The sequence below is a fragment of the Amycolatopsis sp. CB00013 genome (genome assembly GCF_001905755.1).
In the GTDB taxonomy this organism is placed as follows: Bacteria; Actinomycetota; Actinomycetes; order Mycobacteriales; family Pseudonocardiaceae; genus Amycolatopsis; species Amycolatopsis japonica.
In genome coordinates, this window is sequence record NZ_LIWC01000002.1 from 386810 (window position 1) to 411021 (window position 24212).

The 24212-nt window shown below is 68.9% G+C and carries 25 protein-coding genes; 14 read left to right on the forward strand and 11 right to left on the reverse strand.

Annotated features, from left to right (window positions below; translation table 11 throughout):
• Positions 1-9 precede the first annotated feature (9 nt).
• On the forward strand, positions 10-1236 hold the full coding sequence (locus tag AMK34_RS11775) for a glycoside hydrolase family 16 protein (RefSeq protein ID WP_073845195.1): 1227 nt from the start codon (positions 10-12) through the stop codon (positions 1234-1236).
• A 73-nt stretch (positions 1237-1309) separates the two neighbouring features.
• Here the strand turns inward: AMK34_RS11775 and AMK34_RS11780 are convergent, their stop codons facing one another.
• Positions 1310-1957, reverse strand: a complete 648-nt coding sequence (locus tag AMK34_RS11780; RefSeq protein ID WP_073845197.1) for a GntR family transcriptional regulator — start codon at positions 1955-1957, stop codon at positions 1310-1312.
• A gap of 181 nt (positions 1958-2138) precedes the next feature.
• Here AMK34_RS11780 and AMK34_RS11785 point away from each other — a divergent pair, with 181 nt between their 5' ends.
• The 5 genes from AMK34_RS11785 to AMK34_RS11805 are packed head-to-tail and all read left to right on the forward strand — an operon-like array spanning position 2139 to position 6421.
• A complete protein-coding gene (locus AMK34_RS11785; RefSeq protein ID WP_037347934.1) occupies positions 2139-3383 on the forward strand; it encodes an MFS transporter in 1245 nt (414 codons plus the stop codon).
• Positions 3384-3409: 26 nt separating this feature from the next.
• Positions 3410-4204: a putative hydro-lyase gene (locus AMK34_RS11790; RefSeq protein ID WP_038508034.1), complete on the forward strand. Its 795-nt coding sequence runs from the start codon at positions 3410-3412 to the stop codon at positions 4202-4204.
• Entirely contained in the window at positions 4204-4962 is a 759-nt protein-coding gene (locus AMK34_RS11795; RefSeq protein ID WP_073845199.1) for a LamB/YcsF family protein, read from the forward strand. Before AMK34_RS11790 ends, AMK34_RS11795 begins: the two co-directional genes overlap by 1 nt.
• The gene (locus AMK34_RS11800) at positions 4962-5567 is read left to right on the forward strand and encodes a 5-oxoprolinase subunit B family protein (protein WP_073845201.1); all 606 of its coding nucleotides are present in this window, start codon (positions 4962-4964) and stop codon (positions 5565-5567) included. Before AMK34_RS11795 ends, AMK34_RS11800 begins: the two co-directional genes overlap by 1 nt.
• Positions 5564-6421 (forward strand): biotin-dependent carboxyltransferase family protein, encoded by an 858-nt coding sequence (locus AMK34_RS11805; protein WP_073845203.1) that lies wholly within the window; start codon positions 5564-5566, stop codon positions 6419-6421. Before AMK34_RS11800 ends, AMK34_RS11805 begins: the two co-directional genes overlap by 4 nt.
• Before the next feature lie 274 nt (positions 6422-6695).
• Here AMK34_RS11805 and AMK34_RS11810 read toward each other — a convergent pair whose 3' ends face one another.
• From AMK34_RS11810 to AMK34_RS11835, 6 genes are all read right to left on the reverse strand, one after another.
• Complete coding sequence (locus AMK34_RS11810) at positions 6696-7334, reverse strand: alpha-ketoglutarate-dependent dioxygenase AlkB family protein (RefSeq protein ID WP_073845205.1); 639 nt, start codon at positions 7332-7334, stop codon at positions 6696-6698.
• Between the two features lie 211 nt (positions 7335-7545).
• Positions 7546-8604 carry a zinc-dependent alcohol dehydrogenase family protein gene (locus AMK34_RS11815; protein ID WP_073845207.1) on the reverse strand — a complete coding sequence of 353 codons (1059 nt, stop codon included), beginning with the start codon at positions 8602-8604 and terminating at the stop codon, positions 7546-7548.
• Positions 8605-8613: 9 nt separating this feature from the next.
• The gene (locus AMK34_RS11820) at positions 8614-8994 is read right to left on the reverse strand and encodes a transcriptional regulator (RefSeq protein ID WP_073845209.1); all 381 of its coding nucleotides are present in this window, start codon (positions 8992-8994) and stop codon (positions 8614-8616) included.
• A gap of 189 nt (positions 8995-9183) precedes the next feature.
• The gene (locus AMK34_RS11825) at positions 9184-9867 is read right to left on the reverse strand and encodes a metal-dependent transcriptional regulator (protein ID WP_037347949.1); all 684 of its coding nucleotides are present in this window, start codon (positions 9865-9867) and stop codon (positions 9184-9186) included.
• Positions 9868-9902: 35 nt separating this feature from the next.
• A complete protein-coding gene (locus tag AMK34_RS11830; protein ID WP_073845211.1) occupies positions 9903-10352 on the reverse strand; it encodes a GNAT family N-acetyltransferase in 450 nt (149 codons plus the stop codon).
• 5 nt (positions 10353-10357) lie between these two features.
• Positions 10358-11947 carry an amidohydrolase gene (locus AMK34_RS11835; RefSeq protein ID WP_073845213.1) on the reverse strand — a complete coding sequence of 530 codons (1590 nt, stop codon included), beginning with the start codon at positions 11945-11947 and terminating at the stop codon, positions 10358-10360.
• Positions 11948-11994: 47 nt separating this feature from the next.
• Here AMK34_RS11835 and AMK34_RS11840 point away from each other — a divergent pair, with 47 nt between their 5' ends.
• Genes AMK34_RS11840 through AMK34_RS11855 form a run of 4 tightly spaced genes read left to right on the forward strand, consistent with a single transcriptional unit; the run spans position 11995 to position 15302 of the window.
• Entirely contained in the window at positions 11995-12738 is a 744-nt protein-coding gene (locus AMK34_RS11840) for an enoyl-CoA hydratase/isomerase family protein (RefSeq protein WP_073845215.1), read from the forward strand.
• On the forward strand, positions 12735-14285 hold the full coding sequence (locus AMK34_RS11845; RefSeq protein WP_073845217.1) for an ATP-dependent acyl-CoA ligase: 1551 nt from the start codon (positions 12735-12737) through the stop codon (positions 14283-14285). Before AMK34_RS11840 ends, AMK34_RS11845 begins: the two co-directional genes overlap by 4 nt.
• Positions 14276-14917, forward strand: coding sequence for a TetR/AcrR family transcriptional regulator (locus AMK34_RS11850; protein ID WP_143202434.1), 642 nt, complete (start codon positions 14276-14278; stop codon positions 14915-14917). The genes AMK34_RS11845 and AMK34_RS11850 overlap by 10 nt, the downstream gene beginning before the upstream one ends.
• Before the next feature lie 58 nt (positions 14918-14975).
• Positions 14976-15302: a hypothetical protein gene (locus AMK34_RS11855; protein ID WP_038508013.1), complete on the forward strand. Its 327-nt coding sequence runs from the start codon at positions 14976-14978 to the stop codon at positions 15300-15302.
• Positions 15303-15374: 72 nt separating this feature from the next.
• Here the strand turns inward: AMK34_RS11855 and AMK34_RS11860 are convergent, their stop codons facing one another.
• Positions 15375-16544, reverse strand: coding sequence for an acyl-CoA dehydrogenase family protein (locus AMK34_RS11860; protein ID WP_073845219.1), 1170 nt, complete (start codon positions 16542-16544; stop codon positions 15375-15377).
• Positions 16545-16670: 126 nt separating this feature from the next.
• On the opposite strand from AMK34_RS11860, the gene AMK34_RS11865 reads away from it, so the two are divergent.
• Positions 16671-18011, forward strand: a complete 1341-nt coding sequence (locus AMK34_RS11865) for a cation:dicarboxylate symporter family transporter (protein ID WP_038508011.1) — start codon at positions 16671-16673, stop codon at positions 18009-18011.
• On the forward strand, positions 18008-18697 hold the full coding sequence (locus AMK34_RS11870) for a 4'-phosphopantetheinyl transferase family protein (protein WP_073845221.1): 690 nt from the start codon (positions 18008-18010) through the stop codon (positions 18695-18697). Before AMK34_RS11865 ends, AMK34_RS11870 begins: the two co-directional genes overlap by 4 nt.
• A gap of 69 nt (positions 18698-18766) precedes the next feature.
• Here AMK34_RS11870 and AMK34_RS11875 read toward each other — a convergent pair whose 3' ends face one another.
• Together AMK34_RS11875 and mihF are read right to left on the reverse strand one after the other, a co-directional pair.
• Positions 18767-19915 (reverse strand): isochorismate synthase, encoded by a 1149-nt coding sequence (locus tag AMK34_RS11875; protein ID WP_073845223.1) that lies wholly within the window; start codon positions 19913-19915, stop codon positions 18767-18769.
• A 96-nt stretch (positions 19916-20011) separates the two neighbouring features.
• Complete coding sequence (gene mihF / locus AMK34_RS11880) at positions 20012-20323, reverse strand: integration host factor, actinobacterial type (RefSeq protein WP_005155963.1); 312 nt, start codon at positions 20321-20323, stop codon at positions 20012-20014.
• Between the two features lie 450 nt (positions 20324-20773).
• Here mihF and AMK34_RS11885 point away from each other — a divergent pair, with 450 nt between their 5' ends.
• Positions 20774-22411: a long-chain fatty acid--CoA ligase gene (locus tag AMK34_RS11885; RefSeq protein WP_073845225.1), complete on the forward strand. Its 1638-nt coding sequence runs from the start codon at positions 20774-20776 to the stop codon at positions 22409-22411.
• 100 nt (positions 22412-22511) lie between these two features.
• The gene (locus AMK34_RS11890; protein WP_073846259.1) at positions 22512-23774 is read left to right on the forward strand and encodes an ABC transporter substrate-binding protein; all 1263 of its coding nucleotides are present in this window, start codon (positions 22512-22514) and stop codon (positions 23772-23774) included.
• On the opposite strand, the gene AMK34_RS11895 is transcribed toward AMK34_RS11890, so the two are convergent.
• Complete coding sequence (locus AMK34_RS11895) at positions 23743-24192, reverse strand: hypothetical protein (protein WP_073845227.1); 450 nt, start codon at positions 24190-24192, stop codon at positions 23743-23745. The two genes, AMK34_RS11890 and AMK34_RS11895, sit on opposite strands and share 32 nt — an antisense overlap.
• Positions 24193-24212 lie beyond the last annotated feature (20 nt).

Genomic DNA, 24212 nt, shown 5'->3' on the forward strand with positions numbered 1-24212 from the left:
GCGACAACGATGTCCATCTCCTCCCGCTTCCGCTGGGCGGCGTTCCTCGCCGCCGGCGTTCTCCTCGGCTCACTCCCCGCCACCACGCAGACCCCGGCCGCCGAGGCCGCGGTCATGGCCGCCACGTTCACCGACGACTTCAACGGACCCGCCGGCGCGGGTATCGACACCTCGAAATGGCATTTCGAGACCGGCGACAACGTGAACAACCACGAGCGGCAGTGGTACACGTCCGGGACGAACAACGCGGCGCTCGACGGCCAGGGCAATCTGGTCATCACCGCGAAGAAGGAGAACCCGGGCAACTACAACTGCTGGTACGGGCGCTGCGAGTACACCTCGGCGCGGCTGTCCACGCAGGGCCAGTTCACCCAGACCTACGGCCGGTTCGAAGCACGGATGAAACTGCCGCGCGGACAAGGGATGTGGCCCGCGTTCTGGATGCTCGGCGCCGACATCGGCAACGTCGGCTGGCCCAACAGCGGTGAGATCGACATCATGGAGAACGTCGGCTTCGAGCCGAACACGGTGCACGGCACCCTCCACGGCCCCGGTTACTCCGGCGCGGGCGGCATCGGCGCGGCCTACAACGGCCCGAACTTCTCCGACGACTTCCACACCTACGCCGTCGACTGGGCGCCGAACCAGATCAAGTGGTACGTGGACGGAAACCTCTACCAGACCCGCACTCCCGCCGATCTCAACGGCAACCGCTGGGTGTTCGACCACCCCTTCTACCTGATCCTGAACCTCGCGGTCGGCGGCTACTGGCCGGGCGACCCGAACTCCAGCACCGTCTTCCCGCAGCGGCTCGTGGTCGACTACGTGCACGTCAACTCCAGCGACACCGCGGGGCGGACCGGGCGGATCACCGGTATCGGCGGCAAATGCGTCGACGTCGCCGGGGCGAACACCGCCAACGGCACCCCGATCCAGCTCACCGACTGCAACGGGAACGCCGCGCAGAACTGGACCGTCGGCGGCGACGGCACGCTCCGCGCGCTCGGCAAGTGCATGGACGTCTCCGGCGGCGGAACCGCGGACGGCACGGCCGTGCAACTGTGGGACTGCAACGGAACCGGCGCGCAGAAATGGGCGATCAGCGGCGCGCGCGACATCGTGAACCCGCAGGCGAACAAATGCCTGGACGCCACCGGGAACAGCTCCGCGAACGGGACCAGACTCCAGATCTGGACCTGCGGGGGCGGCGCGAACCAGAAGTGGGTCACCCCCTAGCACCCCCACGCGTTTCGTCCTCTGAATGCGGTGGTTCGCATCCCGAACCACCGCATTCAGAGGACGAAATGCGTCAGGGGGAGCGCTCGGCGTAGGCCTCGACGAGCTGGTTTTCGGCGTCGGTGAGGTACTGCGCGAGGAGCTTTTCGGCGCCGAGGCCGTCGCCGGCCTCGAGGCGTTCGAGGATCTCCGCGTTGCGCTTGAGGTACGGCTCGTGGAAGCGCCGCGGGTCGGCCATCATGTGGAACACCAGCCGCAGCTCGGCCAGGATGCCGCGCATCAGCTCGTCGATCCGCTCGCTGCCGCTCAGTTCGGCGATCGCCGAATGGAACCGGATGTTCGCGGTGCCGAGGTCCTGCCAGCGTTCACTCCGCTCGGCGACCCTGCCGTCCTCGACCAGACGCGCGAGCTTCGCGAACGTCGGCGGCTTCTCCGTCACCGCCCGCACCGCCGAGCACTCGACGACCTTGCGCACCTTGTAGAGGTCGACGACGTCCTCGACGGGCAGCACCCGCACGAAGACGCCGCGGTTGAGCTCGTGGGTCAGCAGGCGTTCGTGCGTGAGCAGCCGGAACGCCTCGCGCAGCGTGTTGCGGGAGACGCCGAGCGCCGAGCCGATGTCGTGCTCCGACAGCCGGACGCCGGGCAGGAAGAACCCTTCCGCGATGCGCGTGCGGAGGACACCCGCCACCCTTTCGGCCGTACTGGTGCGGCTCACCATGCCGCGATCCGCTTCGAGTCCTTGAACCGAGGCAGGACCACCCTCCGCGATCGTCACGTGACCGATCCTAACCGGCTACAAGAGACCGAGCCAAGGATCCTCTTGTGGAATTGTTGAACAATACCTACAGTGGCTTCCCATGTGACCCGTGCCACGATGGGATCCACCTCTGGAGGTGCCGATGGACGCGACAGCCACTACCGAAGACACACGCCCCTTCGCCTGGTTCCGCACGCTCGGTTCGCGAGGCCGCCGGGCCTTCGTCGGCGCGTTCGGCGGATACGGGCTCGACTCGTTCGACTACCAGACCCTCCCGCTGGGCCTGGCCGCGATCACCGCCTACTACGGCCTCTCCGGCGGCGAGGCGGGCCTGCTCGGCACCACGACGCTGGTGGTCTCGGCGATCGGCGGGATCGGCGCGGGCGTCCTGGCCGACCGCATCGGCCGGGTCCGCACCCTCCAGATCACCATCGCGATGTACACGGTCTTCACCGTGCTCTGCGGGTTCGCCCCGAACTTCGAGACGCTCCTGATCTTCCGCGCCCTGCAGGGCCTGGGCTTCGGTGGTGAATGGGCCGCCGGCGCCGCACTGGTGGCGGAGTACTCGCAGGCGAAGTACCGCGGCCGGACCGTCGCCTTCGTGCAGAGCGCGTGGGCGGTCGGCTGGGCGCTGTCCGTCGTCGTCTACACGGTGGTCTTCAGCATCTGGAGCCCGGACGTCGCGTGGCGCGTCATGTTCTGGACCGGCGTCATCCCGGCGCTGCTGGTGCTGTGGGTCCGCCGCAACGTCCAGGACGCGCCCGTCGCCGAAGCGGCCCGCGCCACGAAGAAGGAACGCGGTTCGCTGGCGGGCATCTTCAAGCCCGACCTGCTGCGCACGACGTTCTTCGCCGCGCTGCTCGCCACCGGTGTCCAGGGCGGTTACTACACGCTCGCGACCTGGCTGCCGAGCTACCTGAAGACCACCCGCGGCCTCACCGTCATCGGCACCGGCGGCTATCTCGCGTTCCTCATCTCCGGCGCCTTCATCGGGTACGTCACCGGCGGCTATCTCACGGATCTCCTGGGCCGCAAGAAGACGTTCCTGCTGTTCTCGGTGCTGTCGGCGGGCCTCATCGTCGCCTACACGCAGATCCCGGCGGGCGCGAACACGCTCGTGCTGTTCCTCGGTTTCCCGCTCGGGTTCTCGATGTCCGCGATATTCAGCGGGTTCGGCGCGTTCCTCGCGGAGCTGTACCCGTCGGCGCTGCGCGGGACCGGGCAGGGTTTCACCTACAACCTCGGCCGGGCCATCGGCGCGACGTTCCCCGCCGTGGTCGGATTCCTCGGCGCGGGCGGCGCGATGGTGTTCGGCGCGGTCGGCTACGGGATCGCCGTGCTGGCGCTGCTCGGCCTGCCCGAGACTCGCGGCCGCGAACTGCTGTGACCACAATCGGAAGAGGAGGCACCGCGATGACCACCTTCGACGACCCGGCGACGTTGTCCCCCGCCGAGGCCCGAGCCCTGTTCCGCGCGGGCACGGCCCGCCCGACCACCGGCTGGGCGAACGGCTTCACCCAGACCAACCTGATCGCCGTCCCCGAGGACTGGGCCTACGACGTCCTGCTGTTCTGCCAGCGGAACCCGCAGCCCTGTCCGGTGCTCGACGTCAGCGACCCCGGCGACCCGTCGACCAGGCTGGCGCCCGGCGCGGATCTGCGCACCGACCTGCCGCGCTACCGCGTCTGGCAGAACGGCGCGCTGGCGGGCGAGCTCGCGGACGCGACCGGGTTGTGGCGCAGCGACATGGTCACGTTCTCGATCGGCTGCAGTTTCACCTTCGAATCGGCGCTGGCCGCCGACGGCATCCCGCTGCGGCACGTCGAGCAGGGCCGCAACGTGGCGATGTACGTGACGAACCGCGAATGCGTCCCGGCCGGGCGGTTGCACGGGCCGATGGTGGTCTCGATGCGGCAGATCCCCGAAGACCGCGTGGACGACGCCGTGCGCATCACCCGCGGGATGCCCGCCGTGCACGGTGCGCCGGTGCACATCGGCGACCCCGCCGCGCTCGGCATCACCGATCTCGGCAAGCCCGATTTCGGCGACCCGGTCGACGCGGCCCCCGGCGACGTGCCGGTGTTCTGGGCGTGCGGCGTGACCCCGCAGGCGGCGTTGATGGCTTCGCGGCCACCGTTCGCGATCACGCACGCGCCGGGCTACATGTTCGTGACCGACAAGCTCGACAGTGAGTTCAGGGTGGCCTGATGGATCTCAACAGTGACCTGGGCGAAGGTTTCGGCGCCTGGAAGATGGGTGACGACGACGCCATGCTCGACATCGTCACCAGCGCGAACGTCGCCTGCGGCTTCCACGCCGGCGACCCGTCGGTGATGCGGCGGGTCTGCGAGCGCGCGGCGGAACGGGGCGTCGTCATCGGCGCCCACGTCGCCTATCGCGATCTGGCGGGTTTCGGGCGGCGGGCGATGGACGTCGCGCCCGCCGATCTGGCCGACGACGTGCTCTACCAGATCGGCGCGCTCGACGCGTTCGCCCGCGCGGCGGGAACGAGCGTGCGGTACGTCAAACCGCACGGGGCGCTGTACAACACGGCGGCGGTCGATCCGGAGCAGGCGGCCGCCGTGGTCGAGGGGATCCGGCGGTTCCGTCCCGGGCTCGCGCTGCTGTGCCCGCCGGGATCGGAAATGGCCAAGCAGGCGGAAAAGGCCGGATTCCCCGCGTACGCCGAGACGTTCGCGGACCGCGCGTACACCTCCGAAGGCCTTCTCGTCTCCCGGAAACTGCCGGGTGCCGTCCTCCACGACGCCGACGAGGTGGCCGAGCGGGCGGTCGCGATGGCGACCACCGGCAAGGTCGTCGCCGCCGACGGGACCGAACTGGCGCTTCGACCGCATTCGCTGTGCGTGCACGGCGACACCCCCGGCGCCGTCGAACTGGCGCGCCGGATCCGCGCGGGACTCGACGCCTCCGGTGTCCACATCGGATCGTTCATCGAGGCCGCATGATGCGAGTGCTGCCCTATGGGGCGCGTGCGGCCATGGTCGACTTCGACGATCCGTCGGAGGTGCTCGGGCTGCACGCGTCACTGGAGCAGGACCCGCCGGACGGCGTCCTCGAACTGGTCCCGGCAGCGCGGACCCTGCTCATCCGGTTCGACCCCGGCCGCACCCACCATGACCGGCTCGCCGAGGACGTCCTCCATCGGTCCACAGTGGACACCAAACCGCGCGAGGCCGCCGAAATCGTCGTGCCCGTGCATTACGACGGGCCCGACCTGGCCGACGTCGCCGCCGCCTCCGGCATGTCCGCGGAAGCCGTCGTCCGGCGGCACGAGGACGGCACCTACGTCTCGGCGTTCTGCGGCTTCGCCCCGGGTTTCGCGTACCTGACCGGGCTCGATCCCGCGCTGCACCTGCCGCGCCGGACGAGCCCGCGCACCCGGGTGCCTGCCGGCTCGGTCGCGATCGCGGGCGAGTACACGGCGGTGTACCCGAACGCCTCGCCCGGCGGCTGGCAACTGATCGGACGCACCACGCTGCCGGTGTGGGACGTCGAACGGGAGCCGCCGAATCTGCTGGCGCCGGGCACCAGGATCCGGTTCACTTCATGACCGCGAAGATCGAAGTGCTCCGGCCCGGCGTTTTCACCACCGTGCAGGATCTCGGGCGACCGGAGCTGGCCGCGATCGGCGTCGGCCGGTCCGGCGCCGCCGACCGCGGTTCGCTGCGGCTGGCGAACCGGCTGGTCGGCAACCCCGAGGGCCACGCGGCCCTGGAATGCGTTCTGGGCGGCCTCGCCCTGCGGTTCCCGGCTCCGGCGACCGTCGCCGTCACCGGCGCGCCGTGCTCGATCACCGTCGGCACACGGGCTTTCGGCCCCGGCTCACCGATCCCGGTCGGCCCCGGCGAGGAACTCGTCCTCGGGATGGCTTCTCACGGTTTGCGGTGCTATGTCGCCGTGCGCGGCGGCATCGACGTTCCCTCGGTGCTGGGCGCGCGGGCGACCGACACACTGGGCAAACTCGGTCCGCCCGCGCTCTCCGCCGGGATGACCTTGCCGGTGGGGCAACGGGTTCTGCCCCACCCCGGGGTGGATCTCGCTCCTCGCGCGCCCTTGCCGGACGTCCCGGTTCTGCGCGTGACTCCGGGGCCCCGGGCTTCGTGGTTCGTTCCCGACGCACTGTCCACTTTGGTCTCCGCGGGTTATGTCGCCACCGCCGACGTCGATCGGGTGGGCGTGCGGCTGGACGGTCCCGTGCTGTCGCGGGCGCGTAGTGGCGAATTGCCCCCCGAGGCCGCCGTACCGGGGGCGTTGCAGGTACCGCCTTCGGGGCAGCCGATCCTGTTCCTGGCCGACCATCCGGTGACCGGGGGCTATCCGGTGATCGCGGTGGTGGAGGAAGCGGATCTGGATCTGGCCGCGCAGGTGCGGCCGGGGCAGCGGGTGCTTTTCCGCCTCTCGTGAGTGTTAAGGACAGTTCTGACCGTCCTTACCGTCCGTGGAGGTGCTGGTGGTGTGTCGCGAAAGCCACTTTGAGGGACTTGTACTGCTTACCCACTGGTGTGGGTCGAACCCGAGGACTCGGGCGTTGTACGTCCTGGCTTCTCCACGTTTGGATTCGTTGATGAAGGATTTGGGACAGTGAACGTCCCAAATCCTTCATCGACAAACCGGTCCACTTTCGGGACATCAGACGTTGCGAAAGTGGCTTTCGCAACCCCGAGCAAGGCCGGCCCCTCTAACCGTCCTTACCACTCACGAGGCCCGAAACCCGCAAGGTGATGTTCAACCGCCCCACCAGACCCAGCGCCGGATCGGCCGTCCCCGGCAACACCCGGGGCACTCCGTGGAAGGCCAGCCGCGACTCCCCGCCGAACACGAACAGATCCCCCGAGCGCAGATCCACATCCGTATAGGGCCGCCCGCGATCGGCCGTGTTCCCGAACCGGAAGACGCAGGCGTCCCCGAGACTCAGCGACACCACGGGCTCCAGCGAAGCCTCGTCCTTGTCCTGATGCTGCCCCATTTTCGCGGCGGAGTCGTAGAAGTTCACCAGCGCGATGTCCGGCTCGTACGACGTCGGACCATAAGCGGCCGAAACCGCCCGTCGCCCCAGGTCTCCCAGCCACGAAGGAAAAGGAAGCACCGGAGAGCCGTCGTCGGTCACCTTCGCGTACCGGTACGGATGCCAGTGCCAGCCGAGACAGACCGTCCGCACCGACATGACGCCGCCGTTCGGCAGCCGCGTCCGCCGATAGCCGCGCCAGCCGCGGCAGGCCTCGACCAGGCGTCGTTGCCCGTCGAGGTCGAGCCAGTCCGGAACATGCACCGCGCCGGGCGCGATTTCGGTCCGCGGTCGGGGGATCAGCGCGTCCACACGTCGAGTCTGCCAGGGCGCGCGCCGATGATCCGGTGGCCCCGCACCATGACACCGGCCGTGGTGAACCAGCGCAGCACGCGACGGCCGAATCGTGGCCCCACCGGGGCATCCATGACTGTCACGGCCAAGCAAGCTGCCACAAAGCGGCCGCGGAAGCCACCTTTCGGACTACTCCGATCGGCCGGTTGACCGTAAGGCGTTCACCCGGTCACTGTGCGAATTCGACCACGGTCACCCCGGCCCGCGCGGGCACCGGATCGTTCATCTCCGCGAGCACCGCGGGGACGTCGTCGAGGCCGACCCGCTTGCCGATCATGCCTTCGAGGTCGATCCCGGCCGTCTCCACCACCCGCAGCATCTCGGGGTACTCGTGCGCCTGCAGGCCGTGGATGCCGACGATCTCCAGTTCCCCGCCGATCACCCGGTGCATCGGGATCGGCGCGATGCCCTGCGCGGGCGGCATCAGACCGGCCTGGACGTGCCGTCCGCGTTTGCGGAGGCTCCCGATCGAGGCGGCGCAGGTGGTCGGCGAGCCGAGGCAGTCGAGCGAGACGTGCGCGCCGCCGCCGGTCAGCTCCCGGACGCGCGCTGAGACCGCCTCATGCCCGTCGAACGCCGAGGGATCGACGACCAAAGCTGCCCCCATCCGCGTCGCCATCGCCCTGGCGTGCGGGGACGGGTCGACGGCGACGACGGACGCACCGGCCGCGACGGCCAGCAGGATCGACGAGACGCCGACGCCGCCGCAGCCGTAGACCGCGACCCACTGACCCGGCCGGACGCCGCCCTGGCGCAGCACGGCCCGGAACGCCGTCCCGAAGCGGCAACCCAGCGCCGCCGCCTCGGCTGCGGACAGCGAGTCCGGGAGTGCGACGAGGTTGACCTCGGCGTTTTCGATGGCCACGTACTCGGCGAACGAACCCCAATGGGTCGCGCCCGGCTGGAACTCGCGGTCGCAGATCTGCTGGTCACCGGCGGCGCACTGGGCACAGGTGCCGCACGCGCAGACGAACGGCACGGTCACCCGGTCGCCCTCCGACCAGCCCCGGACGCCCTCGCCGAGCGACGCGATCCGGCCGGCGAGTTCGTGCCCGGCGACGTGCGGCAGCTTCACCGACGTGTCGTGTCCCTGCCAGGAGTGCCAGTCGCTGCGGCACACCCCGGTCGCCTCGACGGCGATCACCACCCCGCCCGGCGGCGCGACCGGATCCGGCACCTCGCGTACCTCGGGCAGCACCCCGAACTCCTCGAAGACGACCGCCCGCACTCGCGCTCCTTACGTGTCCCGGCCTCTCTGCATCACGAGGCCCTCGCCGGGCACCGTACACCGGGCCGCCCGCCCGCGCGGCGGCCCGAGAAGCCGCGACAGCGACTCCGGCGGCACCCCGAGGACCTCCTCGAGATTCTTGAGCACCAGCAGGGATTCCGGCCGTTCGGGACGGCAACGTCCCGACTGCCAATGGCTCAGGGTCGCGAGGCTGACCGAACACCCCCGTCCCCTCAGCCGGTACCGGATCCGATCGAGCCCGAGGCCCCTCGCCCTGATCGCCGCCCTGAGGGCGTCCGCGAACGGCCCGGTCTCCAAAAGCCGCCTGAGTTCACGTCCTTCCGCCACCCCCCGGTCGATGGTGTGTGTCCGCTGACCGGTCATCTTCATCGCCTTCGCACGCTCGCTAGCCACCCGGAAATGCGCAGCCTAGGCGGGGGGACACATGATCGGAAGGGCCTTAGATCACCTTTCCGCGCGGCATGTGGGTGACGTGCGGAGGAGCCGAATTATGCAGGGACGTAGGGAAAATTCCCACCGCGCGCCCCCGCCGAAACGCGTCCACAGTGGACACGAGCCTCAGCGTAGCGCGACCGACAGGGCTTGCGCGATCTCCTTGCCGATCGCGTGGGTGGCCGCGTCGGGCGGCGAGCCGACCTTGACCACCATGGGGCCGCCGAACGGCTGGCGCTCGACGACCTCGATCCGCTCGCCGAGGCCGATCGAATGCTCGGTCAGGTAGCGCAGGAGTTCCGGATCGGTGTCCCAGACGCGGACGATCTCGCCGACCGCGCCGGGCGGGAGGTCGTCGAGGATGCGCATCGGCATCTCCTCGACGCTGCCGTCGGGGGCGGGGATGGGGTCGCCGTGCGGGTCGCGCATCGGGTTGCCGAGCTTCGCCGCGATCCGCTCGACGAGCCTGTCCGACACCGCGTGTTCGAGCGCGTCCGCCTCCGAGTGCACCTCGTCCCAGGTGTAGCCGAGTTCGGACACCAGGTAGGTCTCGATCAGCCGGTGGCGGCGGAGCACCGAGCGGGCCAGCAGCCTGCCCTCGGTGGTCAGCTCGATCCCGCGGTACGGGACGTGCGCGACCAGCCCCAGCTGGGACAGTTTGGTGACCATGCCGGACGCCGAGGACGGGCTGACCTCCAGCCGTCCGGCCAGCGACGTGTTGGTGACGGCCTCGCCGCGCTCGACCAGCCCGTAGATCACCCGGACGTAGTCCTCCACGGACGACGACCTGCGACTTGCCCCTTCACCCATGGATGCGAGTTTACGGCTTGCCGCCCGGTCGCGGATCACCCAGCGTGCGGCCGCCAGCGGTACCGGATCCAGCCGGGGACGGGGTCGGCGCCGAGCTGGGCGTAGAACGCCTCGCCCTTCTCGTTGCCCTCCTGCATGTCCCATTCGACCCGGCCGGGGGTCCGCGCGCTCAGCTCGTCGAGCAGCTCCCGTCCGAGGCCGAAACGCCGGTGCTCGGGGCGCACGAAGAGGTCGTCGAGCCAGATCCCCGGCCGGGCCTCCCAGGTGGAGAAGTTCCAGCTGCAGAAGGCGAAGCCCGCGACCTTGCCCGGCTCGTCCGGCGGGGTGGCCAGCAGCACCCAGGCCTTCGGATCGAGCCCGAAGAGGAACCCGGCCATCTCCTGCCTGTCGAGCTTCAGATCGTGTTTGTCCTCGTAGACCGCGTGCTCCTCGATGAGCGCGCAGATCTCCTCGATGTCGTCCGCGACCGCGTCCCGCACCGGCATGGGTCTCAGCTCCGTTCGTAGACGATGTCGCCGCCGACGGCGGTGGCGACGACGTGGATCGAATCCAAAGTGGACTCGTCGGTCGGGTCGGCCGAGAGGACGGCGAAGTCCGCGAGCTTGCCGACCTCCAGTGTGCCCAGGTCCTTCTCGGCGAAAGCGGCGTACGCGGATCCGTAGGTGTACGCGCGCAGGGCTTCGGCGGGGGTGAGCCGCTCATCGGGACCCAGCACCACCCCGGACGCGGTCTTCCGCCGCACCATGTCGGCCAGCGCGAGCAGCGGCGCGCCCTCGACGACCGGGCGGTCCGAGCTGGCGGGCAGCACGCATCCCGCGTCGAGCAGGGTCTTGAGCCGGTAGCACCACGGCTCGCGTTCGGGGCCGAGGGCGGCCCGCATCCCGTCACCGATCTCGTTGACGAACCGGCCCTGCGGCGAGGCGATCAGCCCCAGCGACGCCAGCCGCTTCAGCTCCTCGGGCCGCAGCACCGCGCAGTGCTCGATGCGGTGCCGGTGGCCGGGACGCGGGTCGGCCTTCAGCGCGGCTTCGTAGGCGTCGAGGACGACGGTGATCGCGCGGTCGCCGATGGCGTGCGTCGCGATCTGCCAGCCCGCCTTGTGCGCGGCGGCGATCGTCCGCGCGATCTCGTCCTCGGGCACCTGGAAGTAGCCGACGTTGTCCGTTTCGCCGGCGAACGGCTCGTGCATCGCGCAGGTGCGCCCGATCAGCGAGCCGTCGGCGAACAGCTTCATCGCGCCGATCCGCAGCCATTCGTCGCCGAAGCCGGTGCGCATCCCCAGGTCCAGGCCGAAGCCCGCACCCGCATCAAGGTCGTGGAGCACGCTCGCGGCGACCATCACCGTGCTCCGCACACGCAGCACCCCGCGTTCGCGCGCCAGCTGGTACGCGGCCAGTTCGGCGGGGGTCTCCCCCACGAGACCCCCGCCGATCCCGGCCTCCTGGACGCTCGTGATGCCCTCGGCCAGGTAGCGCTCGCTCGCCCGGTCCAGCCCGCGGACGACCCGCTCGACCGGCGTCGGATAGGTCAGCGGCCGCAGCATGAGCTGGGCCTGCTCCCGTAAGAGCCCGGTCGGCGAACCGTCCTCGTCGCGGACGACGTCACCGCCGACGGGCACGTTGCCCAGATCGAGTTGCTCCAGCACCGCCGAATTGACCACGGTCATGTGCCCGGACGTGTGCTTGAGCCGCACGAGGTGCCCGGGGGCGGCCCGGTCGAGGCCCTGCCTCGTCGGATGACCGCCCACGAGCTTGTTCTGGTCGTAGCCGCTGCCGATGATCCAGCCGCCCGGCGGGGTTTCGGCCGCGCGCCGCGCGACGGCGTCGTACACCTCGTCGACGCTGCGGCAATCCGAAAGGGCGACGTCGTCGAGCGCCATGCCGAACCAGGCCATGTGGTTGTGCGCGTCGTGGAATCCGGGCACCACCACCGAGCCGCCGAGGTCCACGCGGCGCTTTGCGGAAAGCGCGGCGGCATCATGACCTAACGCCACAATTCGTCCGTTCAGCGCAGCAAGCGCTACGGATTCCCCCGTTCCGGTGAGGAACCGGGCGTTCTCGTAGACCGTGTCGACCCGCATGATTTCGACTCTATCGATCGATCGATCGGTCGTCTAGGCTCGGCGTCATGAGCACCGTGGACTACGCACTCGACGACGGAATCGCTGTGATCTGGCTGGACCGCCCCGAACGGTTGAACGCGGTGGTCGCCGAACTGGTCGACGACCTGCTGGAGGCGCTCGACGCGGCCGCCAAGTCGGACGCGCGCGCCGTCGTGCTCGCCGGTCGCGGACGCGCCTTCTGCGCCGGCCATGACCTCAAAGAGCCCACCCCCGAGGGTGATTCACGCCCGCGGCTCGACCGGCTACAGGACGTGACGCGCCGCCTTCGCGGCCTCCGCCAGCCGGTCATCGCCGCCGTCCACGGCTACGCGATCGGTGCGGGCGCGGAGTTCGCGATGGGCTGCGACCTGATCCTCGCCGCCGAAGACGCGGTGTTCGCCTTCCCCGAGGTCTCCCTGGGCCTGAGCGTCACGGGTGCGGCGTCGCGGTTGCTGCCGCTGCTGGTCGGCCCGCTGAAGGCCAAGGAACTCCTCCTGCTGGGCGAACGCGTGAGCGGCACCGAGGCGTACGAACTCGGCCTGGTCAACGCCGCCGTACCCGCCGACGACCTGATGGACACCGCACTCGCGTGGGCGGTCAAGATCGCCTCCCACCCGGCCGCCGCGGCCACGATGGCCAAACGCGCCCTCGATTCCGGCATCGACAGCTCGCTCGAAGCCGCGCTCGAACTCGAAGTCAGCCACGCGCTGATCACCGAGCACTCCGCCGAGGTCGCCGCTTCGTCCGAGGCCTTCCGGAGCCGGTCATGACCTCGCTCGCCGGGATCGACACCCTCTCCGGCCTGACCACGAGGGCCGCCGCGATCTGGCCGGACAAGACGGCGTGGATCTTCGACGCCACCGGGGAAAGCTTCACCTTCGCCGACGTCGACGCGCGCAGCACGGAGTACGCCCGCGCGCTGCTCGACCTCGGCGTGACCCCGGGCGACCGGGTCGCGGTGATGCTGCGCAACCAGCCCGAATTCCCGTTGCTGTGGCTGGCCTTGGCCAAGATCGGCGGGGTGCTCGTCCCGGTCAACACCGGATACCGCGAGTTCGACGGCGCCCACGTGCTGCGGCATTCCGGCGCCAGGTTCGCCGTCGTCGCCGAGGAATTCCTGGAGCTGCTGGGCAAGATCGCGCCGGAGACCTCGCTGGAACGCGTGCTCACGCCCGGCGAACTCGCGGCGCCCCGGGACGGTGCCTGGATGACCTTCTGGTCGGAAGGCGAACGTCCGGTCAACATCCAGTACACCTCGGGCACCACGGGCGCGCCCAAGGGCTGCGTGCTGCCGAACAGGTATTGGACGACGCTGGCGATCAGCCTGGCCACGGACCATCCGTCGGTCGGCGCGGACGACGTCATCCTGACCGCGCAACCGTTCCACTACATCGATCCACAGTGGAACGTGGCGCTGGGGCTCGCGGGCGGCGCGACCTTGGTGGTGCTCGACCGCTTCCACCCGTCGACGTTCTGGGAGAAGATCCGCGAACACGGGGTCACCTGGTTCTATTGCCTCGGTCTGATGCCCACCCTTCTGCTGCGCCAGCCGGAAAGCGAGCTCGACAAGGCGCACCAGGTCCGCGCGATCTGCGCTTCGGCCATCCCGCGTGACCTGCACGCCGCGCTCGAAGCACGCTGGGGCGCGCCATGGTTCGAGGCCTTCGGCATGACCGAGACCGGCGGCGACATCCGGATGTACCCGGCGGATCACGAGGAGACCGTCGGCACCGGCTGCCTCGGCAGGCCGGCGCCCACCCGTGAGGTGATGATCGCGGACGCGGACGGGAAACCGCTGCCGCGCGGGGAAACCGGCGAACTGCTGATCCGCGGCGTCGGCCTGATGCACGGCTACCACGACGATCCCGAAGCGACCAGGCGCGCCTTCGACGGCGGCTGGTTCCACACCGGTGATCTGGCCACAATGGACGGCGAAGGCCGCGTGTACTACGTGGGCCGCACCAAGGACATGATCCGCCGCAGCGGGGAGAACATCTCCGCCGACGAGGTCGAACGGGCGCTGCAGCTGCATCCCGCGGTCAAGCTCGCCGCCGTCATCGCGGTGCCGGACGACATCCGCGGCGAAGAGGTCAAGGCGTACCTCGTCCTCGACGAGAACGAGGGTCACCGGTGCGAACCGGCCGAGCTGGCGGAGTTCTGTTCGGCGAAGCTGGCCTACTTCAAGGTCCCGCGGTTCTGGACCATCGTCACGGAACTGCCGATGACACCGTCGGAACGGGTCGCGAAGGGCGAGCTCAAGAAGGCGGAAGACCTCCGCGCCGGTTCTTGGGACAGGACCACGGAGTCATGGCTGTGAACACCCGCGAAAGGGTCCGCCAGGCGGCGGTGAAACTGTTCGCCACCAAGGGGTTCCACGGCACCGGCATCCGGGATCTGGCCCAGGAGGCGGAGCTGTCCTCCGCCAGCCTGTACCACTACATGGGCACCAAAGAGGACCTGCTGGTCGCCATCATGAACGAGTCGCTGCGGCGCCTGTCCGACGCGGCCGAGCAGGCGACCGCCGGGCTCACCGATCCCGTGTCACGGCTCGGATCCCTGGTGGCACTGCACGTGCTCGCGCACGCCATCCAGCCGGACGACACGCGCGTGGTCGACAACGAGGTCCACGCGCTCACCGCGGGCGCCAGGGCCGAAGTGGTGGGGCTGCGCGACGCCTACGAAAAGCTGTGGGCGGACGCCATCGAAGACGGTGTCGCGGCCGGCGTCTTCCACACCGACCAGCCGTCGGTCACCCGGCTCGCGCTGGTGGAGATGTGCAGCGGGGTCGCGCGCTGGTATTCGCCGGCGGGGCCGCTCACCCTGGATCAGCTGGCCGCCCATTACGCCGGATTGGCACTGCGGGCGCTCGCCTGCGAACGGCAGCTGGACGTCACGGCGTTGCAAAACTGCCGTGAAGTGGTCTCGGGAGTGTGGCGAGTGCCCGTTTAGCGGCGACTTTAGGCTTGTACGCCTTGCTCAGACGGCTTCTCTGGGGGACGCTCGAAGGGTGACTGAGCAAACGATCCAACTCGAACTGGACGACTCGGGTCTCTCGCCGGCGTTGCCGGTGCCTTCGAACCCCCGTGATCAGGTGCAGGACGTCCCCTACCGCCCGGTGGGCTTCCGCGACGACGACCTGCCCACGGCGCTCGAACGGTGCGCGACATGGCTACGCCAGGCTCAGGAGTGGCTCGGGGAACCGGTCGATGTGCTGGCCGTCCATCTCGACTATGACGACCGCAAGGGTTCGCCCTACTACGACGTGAAACTTCTCTGCAACGAGGAGGACCTGGCCGGGGTCCCGATCGCGATGCGGAACCAGAAGGACGACTAGAGGCCGACGCAATGAAAGGTCCTTTCCTGGCGAATTTCGCCAGGAAAGGACCTTTCATTGCACGGGCGAGCGTCAGCCCAGCGTGCCGCCGACCTTGACGTGCCCCTTGAGCAGGTTGCGCGCGATGGTCCGGCGCTGGATCTCGTCGGTGCCCTCGTAGATCCGCAGCAGCCGCAGTTCGCGATACCACCGCTCGACCGGCAGTTCCCGCGTGTAGCCCATTCCGCCGTGGATCTGCAGGACGCGGTCGACGATCTCGTTCGCCTTCACCCCGCCGTACAGCTTCGCCATCGACTGCGCGTGCCGCGAGTCCAGCTTCTGGTCGACCTGCCAGGCGGCGTGCAGCACCAGCCAGCGCAGCGCCTCCAGTTCGGTGCCGGAATCCGCGATCATCCACTGGATGGCCTGGCGCTCGGCGATCTTCTGCCCGAACGTCTCCCGCGTGTTGGCGTGCTCGATGGCCATCGAGATCAGCCGCTCGCAGGAGCCGATGGCGCGGGCGGGCAGCAGGTAGCGGCCCGCCCCGATCCACTGCATGGCCAGGTCGAACCCGTGGCCGAGCTCGCCGAGGATCTGCGTCTCCGGCACGCGGACGTCCTCGAAGACCAGCGCCGCCGGGCCCCATTCGCCCATGGTGTCGATGTATTCGGACTTCCAGCCCGCGTCACGGTCGACGAGGAAGCAGGTGACGCCGCCGTTCGCGCCCTTCTCCGGATCGGTGATCGCGAAGACCATCACGAAGTCGGCCTCGTTACCGCCGGTGATGAAGGTCTTCTCGCCGTTGATGACCCAGTCGGTGCCGTCCTTGCGGGCGGAGGTCCGGATGGCCTTGGCGTCCGAACCCGCACCGGGTTCGGTGATCGCGAAGCACGATTTGCGGTCGCCCGAGATCGTCGGGAGCAGGTAGCGCTCCTTCTGCTCGTCGTTGGCGTAGTACAGGATGTTGTCCGCGGCGCCGCCGAAGCGGAACGGCACGAACGTGCGGCCGAGTTCGGCCTCCAGCAGCGCGGTCATCACCGCGGACAGGCCCATGCCGCCGTACTCCTCCGGCGTCTGCACACCCCAGAACCCGGACTCCTTGGCCTTCAGCTGCAGGTCGCGCAGCTCGTCGGCGGTCAGGCCGGGCTGACCGGCGCGTTCGCGGCGCAGCACCTCCTGCTCACGCGGCATGAGGTCGCGCTGGACGAACGTGCGGACCCAGTCGCGCACCTCGCGTTCCTCGACGCTCAGAGAGAAATCCATGGTCAGCCCGCTCCTGTTCGACAGTGACTAAGCGCTCGCTTAGTTCAGCGTACCGCTTCGGTTGTCGTTAGCCGAGGAGTTGTCATAAGTTTTCGCAACCTGTTCCCGTCTCGTCGAAGGGCACCCATGAGCACGGCAGCACCCGCGACGAAGCGGGATCGCACCCACTACCTCTACATCGCCGTCATCGTGGCGGTGGGGCTCGGCATCGCGGTCGGCATCCTGTTCCCCGCCCTCGGCAAGGAACTGAAGCCGCTCGGGACCGGGTTCGTGAACCTGATCAAGATGATGATCTCGCCGATCATCTTCTGCACGATCGCGCTCGGCGTCGGCTCGGTGGCGAAGGCCGCGAAGGTCGGCCGCGTCGGCGGGCTCGCGATCGGTTACTTCCTGATCATGTCGACGGTCGCGCTGGTCATCGGCCTGGTCGTCGGCAACATCCTGCAGCCCGGCACCGGCCTGCACCTGACCCCCGAGATCGCCGAAAAGGGACAGGACCAGATCGCCAAGAGCGAGGGCACCGTCGAGTTCCTGCTCGGGATCATCCCGAAGACGCTGGTCTCGGCGTTCACCGAGGGCGAGGTGCTGCAGACGCTGCTGGTCGCGCTGCTCGCCGGGTTCGCGCTGCAGAAACTGGGTACCAAGGGCGAGCCGATCCGCCGCGGCATCGAGCACATCCAGCGGCTCGTGTTCCGGATCCTGGCGATGATCATGTGGGCGGCCCCGGTCGGCGCGTTCGGCGCGATCGCCGCCGTCGTCGGCGAGACCGGCTGGAAGGCACTGCAGAGCCTCGCGGTGATCATGCTCGGCTTCTACATCACCTGCGGGTTGTTCGTGTTCGTGGTGCTCGGGCTGATCATCGGCGTGTTCGCCAGGGTCAACATCTTCAAGCTGCTGAAATACCTCGGCCGCGAGTTCCTGCTGATCCTGTCGACGTCGTCGTCCGAATCGGCGCTGCCGCGGCTGATCGCGAAGATGGAGCACGCCGGCGTCTCCAAACCGGTCGTCGGCATCACCGTGCCGACCGGGTACTCGTTCAACCTCGACGGCACCGCGATCTACCTGACGATGGCGTCCATCTTCATCGCGGACGCGCTCGACAAACCGCTGACCATCGGCGAGCAGATCTCGTTGCTGGTGTTCATGATCATCGCGTCGAAGGGTGCGGCCGGGGTCACCGGCGCGGGGCTCGCGACGCTGGCGGGCGGGCTGTCGTCGCATCGGCCGGAGCTGGTCGACGGCGTCGGGTTCATCGTCGGCATCGACCGGTTCATGTCCGAGGCCCGCGCGCTGACGAACTTCGCGGGCAACGCCGTCGCGACCGTGCTGATCGGCACCTGGACCAACGAGATCGACCGGGAGCAGCTGGACCGTACGCTGAACGGCGAGTCACCGTTCGACGAAGCGACCTTGCTCGACGAAAACGCCAGTGAGGCGACCGTGGAATCGGGTAAGAATGAGACGTGATCGAATGCGCGGTCCGCTGGTCGGAGCCCCTGCCCGCTGAACCCCGGTTCCTGGCCCTGCTCGACGAGCTGGAGCAGGGCCGGTACGCGAACTACCGCCAGGACATCGACAAACGCCGGTTCCTGACCGGCCGGGTGCTGGCGAAGACCGTCGCCGCCGAGCGGCTCGGCCTGGCCGTCGAGGCCGTGAGCTTCGACGCGACCTGCGAAGACTGCGGCAAACCGCACGGACGGCCCAAGGTCCCCGGCGCTCCGCTGATGCTGTCGATCTCGCATTCCGGCGACCTCATCGGCGTCGCGGCCACCGCAGGCACCCCGGTCGGCCTCGACGTCGAGACGGCCACCAGGCGGGCCGAGGACTCGCTCATGGAGTACGCGCTGACCCCGGCCGAGCTGGCCGCGATCTCCGGGCTCTCCGACGAGCAGCGCGCGACGGCGTTCTTCACCTACTGGACGCGCAAGGAAGCGGTCATGAAGGCCACCGGGAAGGGCCTCAAGATCCCGCTGCAGAGCATCACGTTCTCCGGCTACGACGAGCAGGCGAGGCTGGTCCGGTCGACCCACGAGGCCCTCGACCCGGACCGGACCCGGCTCGCGGACCTGAAGGCGGCCGAGGGCTACCGGGCCGCCGTCGCGCTGATCACGTCGGACGACATCTCGGTCACCGAAGACTTCGCCCCGCTCTGACCTCCCGCGTTTCGTCCTCTGGATGCGGTCCTTGCGCGCGCAAGGACCGCATCCAGAGGACGAAACGCGTCAGATCTCCAGGCCCATCGCGGCCAGCAGGGTGCGGAACTTCGCCGAGGTCTCGTCGAGTTCGGTCCTCGGGTCGGAGGCGGGCACGATGCCGCCGCCGGCGTACAGCCGCATCGAGGTGTCGGCGATCTCCGCGCACCGGATCCCGACGGCCCACTCGCCGTCCCCCGCCGCGTCGACCCAGCCGACGGCGCCCGCGTAGTACGCGCGATCGAACGGCTCCAGCTCCTGGACCAGCGAGCGGGCGGCATCGGTCGGCGTGCCGCAGATCGCGGGCGTCGGATGCAACGCGGCGGCGAGGTCCAGCGCGGTGACGTCCTGGTCGATCAGCTCGCCGGTGACCGTCGTCGACAGATGCCAGATCGCCGGTGTCGAGACCAGCTCGGGGCCGCGGACGTCGAGCGTGCGGCAGAACGGCCGCAGGATCTCGACGACGGACTCCACCACGACGGCGTGCTCGACGTGGTCCTTTTCGGACGCCAGCAACGCCTCACCGTTCGCCTTGTCGATCGCCGGGTCCGCCGACCGGGGCATCGACCCGGCATGCGGCCGGGACACGACGGCACCGCCGGTGCGGGAGAGCAGGAGTTCGGGGGTCGCGCCGACCAGCGTGCGCCCGTCGGGCAGCTGCGCGGCGTACGTGGTGTGCCGGGGGTTCCCGTTCGCCAGGTTCCGGACGACTTCGGCGACCGGGACGGCCGCGTCGAAGTCGAGATCGAGAGCGCGGGCCAGGACGACTTTGCGCAGGTCACGGTCGCTCAGCGCTGCGACGGCCGCACGGACGGCGGCCACATGGGCCTCCGGTTCGGGCACGGAAGTGACCTTGACCGGCCGCGGAAGCGAGGTGCGCGGCGGGACGGCCGCATGGTCGGACGACGCGCGGTGGACCGCGCGCGGGAGCACCAGATGCCCCGGTGTCGACGTGGTGTCACTGGTGTCGAAGGGCAGCACGCCGACCGCGATCGAAGCACCCGAGTCGGTGAACAGCCCGGGGAGCGCCCCGGACAGCCGCGACGGCTCGGTGTCGGTCGCGGTGGCCACGGCCCCGCTCGCGAGGAGCGCGTGCCGTGCCGTGGCCAGGAGGAAGTCGCCCCGCTCGTAGCGGGCGGCCAGGTCTGCCGGGGTCGCCGGTGCGGTACTGGTCGTCACCCCACCAGCGTCCCAGGCTCCGGCTGAGACCAGGGGAAAGTGTTGCCCGGGCAACAGCCTCTCAGGCAACACCTTCCCCGTGACCTGGCGGAAGCGTTACTTCAGCGCCTCGAGAAGAGCCTCGCGCTGCCGCTCGCCCAGGCCGGCGGCACGCCGGTCGGGGTCGATGCCGGCCTGCTCCAGCAGGGCGGCGACCTTGACCGCGCCCAGGCCGGGCACGGCCTTCAGCAGCTGCGTGACCTTCGTCTTGCCGATGGTCTTGTTCTCCTTGGCCTGCTTGAGCACCTTGTCGATGCTCTCCTTGCCGGACTTGATCGACGCAAGCAGCTCGGAGCGCGCTTTGCGAGCCTCAGCCGCCTTGGCGAGGGCATCGGCGCGCTGCTCCGGAGTCAACGTGGGCAGAGCCAACGTAGTAGTCCTTTCATCTCAGGTCTCCGCTTTCGCGGCCGACGGCCTTTAACCATGCTTGCGAGAGCAAGCGCTGGCCAGCCGTCTCTGTACCACGGCTCCAGTAAACGCCACCCGTTCCTCGGCCGTGAAACCGACACGCACTTATTACCCCTCGACCACGCCACGGGCAACCCGCCCCAGCCTGCGGAAACACGCCGTTCGAGCGGCGATTCACCGTCGTTCATCACCCTTATGAGCGATGTCACCACTTCGCACAGTCAGCCATTTTTCGTTTCATGGTAAGAAAAATACGAATTATTGATGATCTTGGTCCGAACCGGCGAACACCCGTTAGCGCGACACTGTGACCGAACGGTTGCCTGCGATGTTACTGACCGGTTCACCCCTCCCGGATTAGAGTCGGCGCAACCCCAGTTCACCGGAGAACGAGCACCACGGGAGTACGCGATGTTGAGCACGATGCAGGACGGGCAGCTGTCACTGGGCAGGCTGCTCCGCCACGGCACCACGGTGCACTCCGAGAGTGAAGTCATCACCTGGACCGGTTCAGAAGCCCGTCGCGAGACCTACGGCGAACTCGGCAAGCACGCCGCTCGCCTGGCGAACGCCCTCCGGAGCCTCGGCATCACCGGCGACCAGCGCGTCGGCACCTTCATGTGGAACAACGCCGAGCACATGGCCGCGTACCTGGCCATCCCGGCGATGGGCGCGGTGCTGCACACGCTGAACATCCGGCTGTTCCCCGAGCAGCTCGTCTTCGTCGCCAACCACGCCGAAGACCAGGTCGTCATCGTCGACGGCACGCTCGTCCCGCTGCTGGCCAAGCAGCTGCCCGAGCTGAAGACCGTGCGTCACGTCATCGTGGCCAACGGCGACGCCTCCACCCTCCCGGCGCCCGACGGCGTCCAGGTGCACTCCTACGACGAACTGCTGGCCGGCCAGCCGGACACCTTCGACTGGCCCGAGGTGGACGAGCGGTCGGCCGCCGCGATGTGTTACACGTCGGGCACCACGGGTGACCCGAAGGGCGTCGCGTACTCCCACCGGTCGATCTGGCTGCACTCGATGCAGGTCACGATGACCGACAGCATGCGGCTGGCCCAGCACGACAAGGCGCTCGCGATCGTCCCGATGTTCCACGCGATGGCGTGGGGCATGCCGTACGCGGCCTTGATGGTCGGCGCCTCGCTGCTGATGCCGGACCGCTTCCTCCAGCCGGCGCCGATCGCCCAGATGCTCGACGCGGAGAAGCCGACCTTCGCCGGGGCCGTCCCGACCATCTGGCAGGGCCTGCTCTCCCACCTCGACGCGAACCCGCAGGACATCTCGCATCTGCGCGAGGTCGTCGTCGGCGGATCGGCGGCGCCGCCGTCGCTGATGCACGCCTTCGAAGACCGCTACAACGTGCCGATCCTGCACGCCTGGGGCATGACCGAGACGTCGCCACTGGGCAGCGTCGCGCGTCCGCCCGCCTCCGCGACCGGCGAGAAGGCGTGGGACTACCGCTACACCCAAGGCCGCTTCCCGGCGTCCGTCAGCGCCAGGCTGATCGGCGACAACGGCGAGGAACTGCCGTGGGACAACGAAAGTGTCGGCGAGCTCGAAGTGCAGGGCCCGTGGATCGCGGCGTCGTACTACGGCGGCAAGGCCGGTGACGAGCCCGATCCGGAGAAGTTCCACGACGGCTGGCTGCGCACCGGCGACGTCGGCAAGATCAGCCCCGACGGCTACCTGACGCTGACCGACCGCGCGAAGGACGTCATCAAGTCCGGCGGCGAATGGATCTCGTCGGTCGACCTGGAGAACCAGGTGATGGCGCATCCCGCGGTGGCCGAGGCGGCCGTGGTCGGCATCCCCGACGAGAAGTGGGACGAGCGCCCGCTGGTCGCCGTCGTGCTCAAGGAGGGCCAGAGCGTCACGGCCGAAGAGCTGCGCGAGTTCCTGGCCGACAAAGTCGCGAAGTGGCAGCTTCCGGAGAATTGGACCTTTGTGGACGAAGTCCCGAAGACCAGTGTCGGCAAGTTCGACAAGAAGCGGCTGCGGGCGTTCCACTCCGAAGGCAAACTCGACGTCAGTCAGCTCTAACGGGTTAATCTCCCGCGCGCCTGCGCTTCAGTGAAGGCCATCTTGAGGGACTCTGGTCCCTGGAGATGGCCTTCACGGCGTTCGGCGAAGGGTTTTGTTGGTGCGTAAGACAAGCAGGCGGACGTTCCTGGCGCTGGCGGGGACGACGGTGCTCTCCGCCTGCGGGTCCAACACCGTCCAAACAGGAAACGCGCCACCCTCGACGGCCTACTCCGCCGGAGTGACCAGGCCGAAACCGAAACCGGTGGATCTCACGCAGTGGTATCACCCGTATCCCGAGGCGGGCGTCCAGGAAGCCGTCACGCGCTACGCGGCGGCGTACCAGAAGTCCAAGGTCGCGGTGCAGTGGAATCCCGACGACTACGAAACGAAGCTCAACACCGCACTGCAGGCGGGCCCGGTCCCGGACGTCTTCGAAGGCCAGGTCACCGTCGAGCGGGTCCGACAGAACCTCCTCGTCCCGCTTGACGACGTCATCGGGCCCGTGCGCGGGGATTTCAACCCTTCGGTGCTCGCGGCACAGACCGTCGACGGCAAGACTTACGGCATTCCTCAAGCGCTGGACACACAAGTCCTCTTCTACCGCAAGAGTTTCCTGCAGGAGGCCGGGGTTCAGCCGCCGCAGACGCTCGACGAACTCGTCGACGCGGCGAAGAAACTCTCCAAGGACGGCGTCAAAGGCCTGTTCGCCGGCAACGACGCGGGCGCGGCGGCGCTCGCCGGGCCGCTGCTGTGGTCGGCCGGGCTCGACTACGTCAAGGACGGGAAATCCGTCGGCTTCGACGATCCGCGTACCGCCACGGCGTTCGCGAAACTCCACGAGCTCAACGGTTCGCTGCTGCTGGGCGCCGCGACGGACTGGCCGGATCCGCTCCCGTTCATCGACGGGATCACCGCGATGCAGTGGACCTGGCTGTGGAATCTGCCGAAGATCCAGGACACCTTGAAAGACGACTTCGGTGTCCTGGCCTTCCCGCGGCTCGACGCGGCGGGCGCTCCGTCCGTGCCGGTCGGCGGGCTGAGCGCGATGGTGCACGCCAAGAGCCTGAACCCCAACGCCGCCAAGGATTTCGTCAAATGGCTGTGGCTGGAGCGCGTCGACTTCCAGCAGGAGTTCGCCACCAAGTTCGGTTTCCATCTGCCCGCGCGGCTGAGCGTGCTCGACAAGGTCACCGCGGCGGGCGACGCCGCGAAGCTGGTCAAGGAGAACGGGCGCGCCGCCGGTCCACTGTGGACACCGGCGGCGAACACCGCGCTCGTCGACGCGCTGGGCCGGATCGCCCGCGACGGCGCCGATCCGGCCACCGAGACGAAGGCCGCCGTCGAGGCCGTCAAAGCCGAACTGGGTCGCCTTTCCGCCTGAACGACCGCACGTAAGCGGTGATCAGCACGATCGACAGGATCACCGCGCCACCGTCGGTGACCAGCGAAGGCAGCACGCCCGGCCAGCCGTGTTCGGCGATCGCCGCCCGGTGCACTTCGAACGGCACGACGAACACGCCGAAGGCTTGGGCGACGTTGAACGCGAGCACCGGCCAGAACAACCAACGCCACCCGAACCACACCAACAGTCCCAAGGCGTTGCCGGCGATGAAGACGTTCCCCACCAGCCGCAACGCGCTCAGGTACGTGGGCGCTTCGGCGGTGTCGGCCCCCTTGAGCCGCATACTCGCCTCGATCAGATCCAGATCGATGATCACGTAGTTCTGCAGCGTCGTCCCGAGCACGAAGACGATCGAGCAGAGCACCGTGACCAGGCGGATCTTCGGTGTCCAAAGCATCACTTCCCCCGTTCTCTATC